This is a genomic window from Dietzia sp. DQ12-76, assembly GCF_014145045.1.
Lineage (GTDB): Bacteria > Actinomycetota > Actinomycetes > Mycobacteriales > Mycobacteriaceae > Dietzia.
Genome location: NZ_JAALDV010000232.1, coordinates 9,816 through 18,380 on the forward strand (window position 1 = coordinate 9,816; position 8,565 = coordinate 18,380).

Consider the following 8,565-nt stretch of genomic DNA (forward strand, 5'->3'; position numbering starts at 1 on the left):
GGGTCATTGCCGGTGGCGTCGGCCCCCACCGGTTGGAATCCGCGCTCGGCGAGCTGGGCGGCGACCGCGCCCGCCTGCCCGCTCTGCCCGTTCGCGTTGAGCACCCGGATCCTCGTGTCCGACAGCACGGCCGGCTCGACGGAGTCGAGCGCACCGGCGGGTTGCTCCTCCAGGCCCGCCTCCTGCGCGGCCGGCGTCACCGGGCAGGCGGCGGCCTGTGTCGCCGCATCGCTTCCCCTCAGGGCGGTCACCCACACGAGACACCCGAGGACCAGCGCGGCCACCACGAACAGGACGTAGGGGCTGCGCATCCGACCGAACCCCCGAGCGGGGGTCGGACTGGGAGTCGCCTGGGCGCTGAGGTGGACGACCATGAGGGCCTTTCCTGCAGGGGAAACGGTGTCGGAGCCCGGCCCGGGTCCGCTCCATCACTGTAATCGCCGCGCGACCGGGGGCCCGGCGGGGACACGGCCCGCCAGCGCGGATGAAATCCCTGCTGGATTCCGCTAATATGCGGGCGCCGGTCGGTCCACGATCGCACCGTCCGCCCCTCGTCACCAGACCGCTAGAGAAGAGACACATGGCAACCGACTACGACGCACCCCGCCGGACCGAAGCCGACGAGCTGGCCGGCGATTCGCTGGAGGAACTCAAGGCCCGAAGGGCGGAGGGTGCCACCGGCGAGGTCGACGTCGACGAGACGGACACCGCCGAGTCCTACGAGCTCCCCGGGGCGGACCTCTCGGGGGAGGAACTCACCGTCCGTGTGATCCCCGAGCAGGACAACGAGTTCACCTGCGGCGAGTGTTTCCTCGTCCATCACCGCAGCCGGTTCGCCGAGGAGAGGGACGGTCTGCCGATCTGCGTGGACTGCGCCGGCTGATCGTTCAGCTATAGCGCGTGTCCGGCAGGGCGGCCGCGAGGCCCTCCGGGTCGCGAGTACTGATCAGCCAGTAGGGCGTGGGGTCCAGCGGGTCGTCCAGAACGACGATCACCATGGTGGGGACGTAACCGCGATGTACGACGAACGCCTCCGGGTCGAGCTGACGGCCCATCGCGGCCTGCTTCGCGGTCGCGGGCACGACGGCGCTGCGCGCGATCGCCTCGAACGGCAGACGCGCCCGGCCCGCATAGAGGGTTCCTCCGCCCTGACCGTCGGACTCGACCTCGATACTCTCGCGACCGACCGTGATGAAGAGCCAGGCGAACAGGGCGGGCACGACCACGCACAGGAGCCACAGCCACCACGGGGCGCCCAGGATCGAGGCCACCGCGACGACGAGGGCGGTGACGGCGGCCAGCACGAGCCACCACCATCCCGGTACCCGCAATCGTTCCGAGTGAACGGGACGCGGGACACGGTCGGGAGACGGTCGGAGATCATCTTCGGTCACGAGATCAAGACTATCCATCACCCGGGCTCAGCCCGGCAGGAGGGCGGACAGCGATGAACAACCCGGATCACTCCTCCGGAGGCGGGCCGTTGCGTCTACGGAGGTTGGACACGGGCCTCCCGGTGCCGTCCCGCGCCCACCCCTCGGACGCGGGTATCGATCTCTACTCCGCCGAGGATCTCGTGCTGGAGCCCGGACATCGTTCACTGGTGGGCACGGGGGTCTCCGTGGCCATCCCGGACGGATACGCGGGACTCGTCCACCCCAGATCCGGGCTCGCCGCGCGTGCGGGTCTCTCGATCGTCAACGCCCCGGGGACCGTCGATGCGGGATACCGGGGCGAGATCAAGGTCAACCTCGTGAACCTCGATCCGTCCGAGCCGGTGCGGATCGGCCGCGGAGACCGGATCGCACAGTTGCTCATCCAGAGGGTCGAACTCTGGGAGGTCCTCGAGGTCGACGAGCTCGATCAGACCGCCCGGGGCGACCGGGGTCACGGGTCGACCGGCGGTCACCACCGCCTGGCCTGACCGGCGCCATCCGACGTTGGGTAGCGTCAAGAGGCACGGTCCCGTCCGGGACCGGGTCGTACGCGGAGAGGATTCGACCATGTTCGGACGCAAGAAGTCGGTGACCGGGGACCGCGTCGCCGCCGCCCCCGCGGAGCCCGCGGACTCCGCACCGTCCACGACCGGTCCACACGACCGCTCCTCGGTCGGGGACGTGGCGCGGTACTACACCGACCTCGGTTACGGACACATCGATCTCGGTTCCCTGGTGATCGGCGTCCCCAAGGGGCGCGATCTGAACGTCGCGCTGGACCCGAACGGTCAGCCGGAATTCCACGTGGTGACCTCCGTCTCCCGGGTCATCCCGCGCGCCTTCGCCGCGCCGAAGTCCGCAGGGCAGTGGCGGACCATGGTCGCGGGCATGCGGGAGCAACTCGAGGCGCAGGGAGCGGAGGTGACCGTCGTCGACGGCCCGTGGGGTCGTGAACTGGTCGCCGCGATGCCGGGCGCCGTCTTCCGCGCCATCGGGGTCGACGGGCACAGGTGGACCGCCGAGGTGCGCATCATGGCCACCCCGGAGCTGGCCGAGCAGGCCGCAGAGGAGGGCCGGGAGGTCTTCGCGCACCTCATGATCAACCGTGGTGACGGGCCGATGCCGGTCCGCGAGGCGCTGCCCCTGACCATCCCCGACGAGATCCAGCAGGCGCTGGTCAAGGCGCAGTCGCAACTCGCGGCGCAGCAGCAGGCGCAGGCCTACCAGCAGCAGATGGCGGCGGGTCAGCAGGGTCAGGCCGCGCCGCAGGTCCGGCCCCAGGCCGCACAGAACCAGGCCCAGGCCGCACAGTCCCAGGCCCCCTCGTCTCCCCAGGCCCCGCCGTCAACACCGTCACCGGGCAAGGCCCAGCAGCAGCCCGGGTCGCCCCCGCGCAGAGACGCCGGCGCCATGGACCGACTCCGCACCTCCGACGACCTCTGACCCCGCCCACGCGCTGAGAGGCAAGCCATGTCCGTCACGCGGATGTTCAAAGGACTCTCGTCCCGCCTGACCGCGCCGCTCGAGTCCCTCGACGCCGTGGACCTGGCCGGGCGGGTGCAGGGACTCTGCAGCTCGCCCGTCGAGAGTGCGCAGCGAGGTGAACTGGTGACTCTGGTCGGGCGGGTGCGCACGGTCTTGTCCGGCGGGGGAGAGCAGTTCCTGGGTGTGACCGCGGAGGTCTACGACGGCACGGGGGCTGTCGACGTCTGTTGGCTGGGGCGTCGATCGATTCCGGGAATCGACACCGGCCGGTTCATCAAGGTGACCGGCCGCATCGGCGTCCGGTCCGGCCAGAAGATCATGTTCAATCCACGCTACGAGTTGCTCAGCGGACAACCGGGCGCGGGACGCGGAGGAGAAGCGTGACCGAGTCTGAACGCGCGGGGGATCAGGCCTCCACCGAGAACACCGGGGACGCCCCCGCCGTGGACACGCCACCTGAGCGGAAGTCCGCGTTCGGTGACCCGGACGCCTCGCTGCTCGAGCAGATGGGCGGTGTCCGCGGGCTCGTCTACTCCTCGATCCCGATCCTGACCTTCGTCCCGGTCAACGGGTTCTGGGGGCTGACGGTGGCGATCTGGGCCGCGCTCGGTGTGGCGGTCGCCATGCTGGCATGGTCCCTGGTCAGACGGGAGAACCCCCAGCCGGCGATCTCCGGGTTCATCGGTGTCGCGATCGGTGTGCTGATCGCCTGGCGGACAGGCGACGCGAAGGGGTACTTCCTCTACGGCATCATCACGCAGGCGGTGTACGGCGGGGCGTTCGCGCTGTCCGCGCTCGTGCGCTGGCCACTCGTCGGCGTGATCTGGGGGTTGATCGACGGTAGGGGGATGGCGTGGCGTCGGAACCCGCATGCGCGACGGTGGTACGCCATCGCCACCTGGATCTGGGCCGGGCTCTTCGCGATCCGTGCCGTCCTGCAGTACGCGCTCTACCTGAACGACGAGGTCAACTGGCTCGGGGCCGCGCGGATAGCCATGGGGTGGCCGCTGGCCCTGGTGGCGTTCGCCGCGACGATCTGGGCTGTCCGACGGGCGATGGCCCATGAGAACGAGCCCGCTGCGGCCCGGGACGCCTCCGACGAGTGATCCCCGATCCACCAGTGGGAGAGGGCTGCCGCCGTGCACACGAGAACTGCCCCCGACGGAATCGTCGGGGGCAGTTCCCGTGGGAGCGGGTCACCGGTCGCCCGCAAGTGCACGGGACGCGGCGATCAGACCGCGCTGGTGGCCATGCGCGAGAAGTCGCTCGGACCGGTGATGGTGCGATAGGCGTACACGGATGCCAGGGCGGCGACAGGGGCCGCCACCAGCAACCCGACGAGCAGGGCCAGGGCACCGGCGATGACGATGAGGATGTTGAGCAGGGCGAGGGCGAAGAGGTTGCCGGCATCGGACTTGATCGCGTTGACGCTGGATTTCATCGCGTCGATGGCGGTCATGTTGCGGTCCACGACGAAGTGGAGAGTCCAGTAGAGGAAGAACGCGACCACGATCCCGGGGATGATCAGCAGGATGAACCCGATGGTCGTCGCGATGGCCACGAGGATCGCCGCGAGGACGAACGCCCCGAAATTGTGCAGCTTGAAGAAGTCGCCGATCTCCGGCTTGTGGCCGTCGACCTCGAGCAGGGCGCCCCGGATGAGGAAGGCCTGGAACACCAGGCTCACCGCGATCGTGAGGATCGAGCCCAGGAACGCCACCGACTCCGACTGCGAGTTCTGGATCCAGCTCCCCACGCCGTTGGCGACGAACATGATCAGCATGATCAGAACCCACGGCAGGGGATTGTTCTTGAACATCTGCCAGCCCGCGCCGATGGCGTCGGTCGCGGACACCTTGCCGGACATCATCGTCCCGTCTGCCGGGCCGGACTGGGGGTAGGCGTCCCCGTAACCGTGGCCCCCGTAGGGCTGCTGACCGAAGCCCTGGGCGTCACCCTGGGCTCCGTATGGCTCCCCGCCCCAGCTCTGGTGGGTAGGGCCGGGGCCGTTCGGATCGTTCGGGTACCCGCCCTGCGGCGGTGTGCCTCCGGTGGTCATGGCATCTCCATCTCTCGTCGGTTCGGTGGCGCGGAACTGGTGTGAATGATATTTCCACTTATCCGCGTCCGAACCTAGTCCCGCCACGGCGTTTTTGGGAGAGGCACTTCAGGGGAAAGGCAGGTCACACGACAGAGCCCCGTCGAGGATGTCGACGGGGCTCTGTCTCCGGTGTCCGGAACGGGGTGTCAGACGTTGGCGTGGATCTCCACAGCCTGAGCGACCCCGGCCACGGTGCCGGCGATCTTGACGGCCTCCCAGGCCTGCTCCTTGGTGATGCCCTCCTTGCGGATGACGTCATCGTGCGCGGCGGTGCAGTTCTCGCAGCCGTTGATGGTCGAGACGGCCATGGACCAGAGCTCGAAGTCTGCCTTCTCCACGCCAGGGTTGGCGATGATGTTCATCCGCAGGCCCATCCGGACCTGGGTGTAGTCGTCGCCCAGGAACTCCTTGGCGCGGTAGACCACGTTGTTCATGGCCATGATGGACGCGGCGCCCAGGGCGGCGTTGAACGCCTCCTCGGTCAGGTGCTCGCGCGCCTCATCGGCGATCTCGGACAACACGGTCTCCGACCGGGTCGCCGCGGCGGTGGCCAGGAAGGTGCCCCACAGCTGCTGGGGGGTCAGCTCGGTGGAACGCGCCAGTGAGCCGAGGTTGAGCTTGAGATCCTTCGCGAACTCGGGGAGTCCGGACTTCAGGTTCTCGATGCTCACTTGATCCCCTCCTGCAGCATGTCCATCTTGTTGATGTTCTTCGTCGGGTCGTTCTTCTGCCAGTTGCAGGCGCAGACCTCGGACGACTGGAGCGCGTCGAGCACCCGGAGCACCTCGTCCACGTTGCGGCCCACGGCGTCCGGCGTCACGGAGACGAACTGGATGACGTTGTCCGGGTCGACGATGAAGGTGGCCCGGTCGGCGACCCCGTCCGCGTTCTCCACACCGAGCTCACGGATCAGCTCGTGCTTGATGTCGGACAGGAGCGGGAACGGCACACCCTTGAGCTCGTCGTTGGTCGCGCGCCAGTTGAAGTGCGCGAATTCGTTGTCGATGGAACCGCCGAGGATCTGCGTGTCGCGGTCCTGGAAGTCCTCGTCGAGCTTGCCGAACGCGGCGATCTCCGTGGGGCACACGAAGGTGAAGTCCTTCGGGTAGAAGAAGATCACGCGCCACTTGCCGGCGTAGGACTGGTTGGTGATCGTCTCGAAGTAGTCCTCGGGCTGCTGGGCGTTGACCTGCTGGAGGTCCCCGCCCTTGAGCGCGGTGAGAGTGAAGTCGGGGAACTGGTCACCGATGGTGAGAATAGCCATGTGTCCTCCTGAAGTTGGTGGCCGTCATTCAACGGGCAGCAGAGACTATGCCGGACATCCGGTAAGAGGTAAAGCCTAATGAGGCCAAGATCACTTATAGGGGGGAGCAAATAATCATCGACGGCGGGCTATCGATCGCTCTACACTCATCGACATGGCCAATCAGCGGTTCGTTCCGAGCGTGACACAGCTCAGGGTGTTCCTCGCCGTCGCGGAACGCCTTCACTTCCGAAGTGCAGCTGAGGAGTTGGGAATGAGTCAACCCTCCCTCTCCCAGGCCCTCGCGACACTGGAGGAGGGGTTGCGGGTCCATCTGGTCGAACGCAGCACCAGGACCGTGCTCGTCACACCGGTCGGGCACCAACTCCTCCCGTTCGCGCGGGCGGCGGTGGGTGCGATGGACGCCGTGGCTGACATCGCCGCGGGCAGCGGCGGCCCGATGTCGGGGGACGTCCGGATCGGTGTGATCCCCACGGCCGCCCCGTACCTGCTGCCGGGGCTTCTTCCCGCTCTTACCGACCGCTTCCCGGATCTGCGGCCGCGGATCGTCGAGGACCAGACCGCGCGACTGCTCGAGCAGCTGCGATCGGGTGCGCTCGACGTGGCGATCATGGCCCTGCCGACAGACGCGGCGGGCGCGGCGGGCATGCCGCTGTACACCGAGCCGTTCGCGCTCCTCGTCCCGGCCGGCCACCCGCTCGACGGGCGGGAGGACCTCTCATTGGAGGCGCTCGTGGATCTGCCCCTCCTCATGCTCGACGAGGGGCACTGCCTGCGCGACCAGACGGTGGACCTGTGTCGGCGGGTCTCGGCTCCGATCCTGGGCCGTGGCGGGTCGCGCGCGGCGTCCCTGACCACGGCGGTGAGATGCGTCGCGGGGGGACTCGGGGTGATGATCGTTCCGGAGTCCGCAGTGGTGTCCGAGAGCCGCGACCCAGGACTCGGAGTGGCCAGGTTCCGCGAGCCCGCCCCCGGCCGGACGATGGGCCTGGTGCTCCGAACGGCAACCGCCGACGACGACGCCTACACCGAACTCGGCAGCGTGATCACCGGGGTCGCCCAGCGGCTGTTCGGTGCGGTTCCCGCCTGACGGGTCGTCCGTCGCTGTCGACCGACGGGTCCGGTCTCGACGACTCCAGGCGCCGGACCGCCTTCAGGAAGCGGGCCCGTAGCGCCTGTGTCCGTCGTACCCACGCACGCTGGTGGGCGACGAACATCGCACGCCCCTCGGGCGACTCCACCGGGATCGGATCCAGTCCCCAGGCGGAGAGGTCATACGGGGAGGACCTCATGTCGACCTCGCGGGCGTCGAATGCGGCGACCAGCGAGTCCCGCAGGAGCTCGCCAGGCGCACCGGCCTCCATGGCCGCGACGTGCGAGTAGAGATCCATGCCGGAGTGCAGACAGGCCGGCTGCTCGTGTCGGACCTGCGCCTCGCGGGAGAGCGCGTGCTGGTTGAGGGAGACGGCCGGCTCGGTGAAGAACCGAAGTGCGTCGAAGTGGGTGCATCGCAGCCGGGATTCCTCGACGACCTCGTCGATCCGCGCATGCGACACCCGTAGAGGGACCTGGCGGTGGCGGACGTCGTCGTCTCCACTGCGGTAGAGCATTGCCCATTCGTGGAGACCGAAGCACCCCATGGCACCGGGCCTCGAGGCGGTGGCCTCGACGATCGCGCGTGCTCGCGCGATCCGCGGGGCGCAGCGGGCCAGGACGGATTCGGGGTTCACGATCAGACCGGTCCGGCCGTGGAGTGAGGCCCGCTCGTAGTGGCGCCAGTCGACCTGCTCGGTCAGGTGGGCGTTCTCCAGGATGATGCCGGGGCCGGGGTGCCAGCGACGGACGGTGGCGACGCTCGTCCGGTAGTAGGTGAAGAGGAAGTCCGCGACCGGGTGGGGCTCACCTCGTCGTCGTCGCTCGAGGTGATCTCCGGTCACCGAATCCACGGTCCCGGTATGCCGGAATTCCAGCGCGCGCCAGAGGGCCTCGGGCAGGAGTACGACGTCGGGTGTGCGACCGCTCCCGGTCACGTACGTGGCTTCTTCTTGGGGCGGTGCACCCGGGACCGGGCCGGCCGTCGGGACCGCGCCGGGGGAGCGGGTTCCCGCCGACGCCGGGGTGGCGTGATCTCCGGCCCGAAGAGGTCGTCGAGCAGAGCATCGGCGCGTGGTCCGGTGGGGTCGACGACCTCGACGGTCATGCCCACCTCGCGCGCGAGCGCACTGATCCTGGCGACCTCGGACGGTCTGACCACCGCCGCCACCACCCCGGCGGTGTCG

The 8,565-nt window shown here is 68.8% G+C and carries 12 protein-coding genes and 1 pseudogene; 6 read left to right on the forward strand and 7 right to left on the reverse strand.

The annotated features are described in order from the left end of the window. Positions 1–311 (reverse strand): LytR C-terminal domain-containing protein (locus G6019_RS08795; RefSeq protein ID WP_304506199.1); only part of this gene is annotated, 311 nt, incomplete at its 3' end. 269 nt (positions 312–580) lie between these two features. On the opposite strand from G6019_RS08795, the gene G6019_RS08800 reads away from it, so the two are divergent. Then, positions 581–883 carry a DUF4193 domain-containing protein gene (locus tag G6019_RS08800; RefSeq protein WP_107756399.1) on the forward strand — a complete coding sequence of 101 codons (303 nt, stop codon included), beginning with the start codon at positions 581–583 and terminating at the stop codon, positions 881–883. A gap of 4 nt (positions 884–887) precedes the next feature. Here G6019_RS08800 and G6019_RS08805 read toward each other — a convergent pair whose 3' ends face one another. Next, positions 888–1,394 (reverse strand): DUF3093 domain-containing protein, encoded by a 507-nt coding sequence (locus tag G6019_RS08805; RefSeq protein WP_231750550.1) that lies wholly within the window; start codon positions 1,392–1,394, stop codon positions 888–890. Between the two features lie 53 nt (positions 1,395–1,447). Here G6019_RS08805 and dut point away from each other — a divergent pair, with 53 nt between their 5' ends. The 4 genes from dut to G6019_RS08825 all read left to right on the forward strand — a co-directional run bounded on the left by dut (position 1,448) and on the right by G6019_RS08825 (position 4,027). Next, positions 1,448–1,924, forward strand: coding sequence for a dUTP diphosphatase (gene dut, locus G6019_RS08810; RefSeq protein WP_107756400.1), 477 nt, complete (start codon positions 1,448–1,450; stop codon positions 1,922–1,924). Positions 1,925–2,003: 79 nt separating this feature from the next. Beyond that, positions 2,004–2,879: a DUF3710 domain-containing protein gene (locus G6019_RS08815; RefSeq protein ID WP_182613374.1), complete on the forward strand. Its 876-nt coding sequence runs from the start codon at positions 2,004–2,006 to the stop codon at positions 2,877–2,879. A gap of 27 nt (positions 2,880–2,906) precedes the next feature. Continuing rightward, positions 2,907–3,305: an OB-fold nucleic acid binding domain-containing protein gene (locus G6019_RS08820; RefSeq protein WP_107756402.1), complete on the forward strand. Its 399-nt coding sequence runs from the start codon at positions 2,907–2,909 to the stop codon at positions 3,303–3,305. A gap of 122 nt (positions 3,306–3,427) precedes the next feature. After that, positions 3,428–4,027, forward strand: coding sequence for a DUF3159 domain-containing protein (locus G6019_RS08825; RefSeq protein WP_228548903.1), 600 nt, complete (start codon positions 3,428–3,430; stop codon positions 4,025–4,027). A gap of 125 nt (positions 4,028–4,152) precedes the next feature. Here G6019_RS08825 and G6019_RS08830 read toward each other — a convergent pair whose 3' ends face one another. From G6019_RS08830 to G6019_RS08840, 3 genes are all read right to left on the reverse strand, one after another. Then, entirely contained in the window at positions 4,153–4,980 is an 828-nt protein-coding gene (locus G6019_RS08830; RefSeq protein WP_107756404.1) for a hypothetical protein, read from the reverse strand. 188 nt (positions 4,981–5,168) lie between these two features. Further along, the gene (locus G6019_RS08835) at positions 5,169–5,693 is read right to left on the reverse strand and encodes a carboxymuconolactone decarboxylase family protein (RefSeq protein ID WP_107756405.1); all 525 of its coding nucleotides are present in this window, start codon (positions 5,691–5,693) and stop codon (positions 5,169–5,171) included. Beyond that, a complete protein-coding gene (locus G6019_RS08840; protein WP_107756406.1) occupies positions 5,690–6,286 on the reverse strand; it encodes a peroxiredoxin in 597 nt (198 codons plus the stop codon). The genes G6019_RS08835 and G6019_RS08840 overlap by 4 nt, the downstream gene beginning before the upstream one ends. A 154-nt stretch (positions 6,287–6,440) precedes the next feature. On the opposite strand from G6019_RS08840, the gene G6019_RS08845 reads away from it, so the two are divergent. Continuing rightward, positions 6,441–7,376 (forward strand): hydrogen peroxide-inducible genes activator, encoded by a 936-nt coding sequence (locus G6019_RS08845; protein WP_107756407.1) that lies wholly within the window; start codon positions 6,441–6,443, stop codon positions 7,374–7,376. On the opposite strand, the gene G6019_RS08850 is transcribed toward G6019_RS08845, so the two are convergent. Beyond that, positions 7,333–8,223, reverse strand: coding sequence for a hypothetical protein (locus tag G6019_RS08850; protein WP_182627438.1), 891 nt, complete (start codon positions 8,221–8,223; stop codon positions 7,333–7,335). The two genes, G6019_RS08845 and G6019_RS08850, sit on opposite strands and share 44 nt — an antisense overlap. Positions 8,224–8,312: 89 nt before the next feature. After that, positions 8,313–8,565 (reverse strand): annotated as a pseudogene (locus G6019_RS08855) (DEAD/DEAH box helicase); the annotation flags it as partial.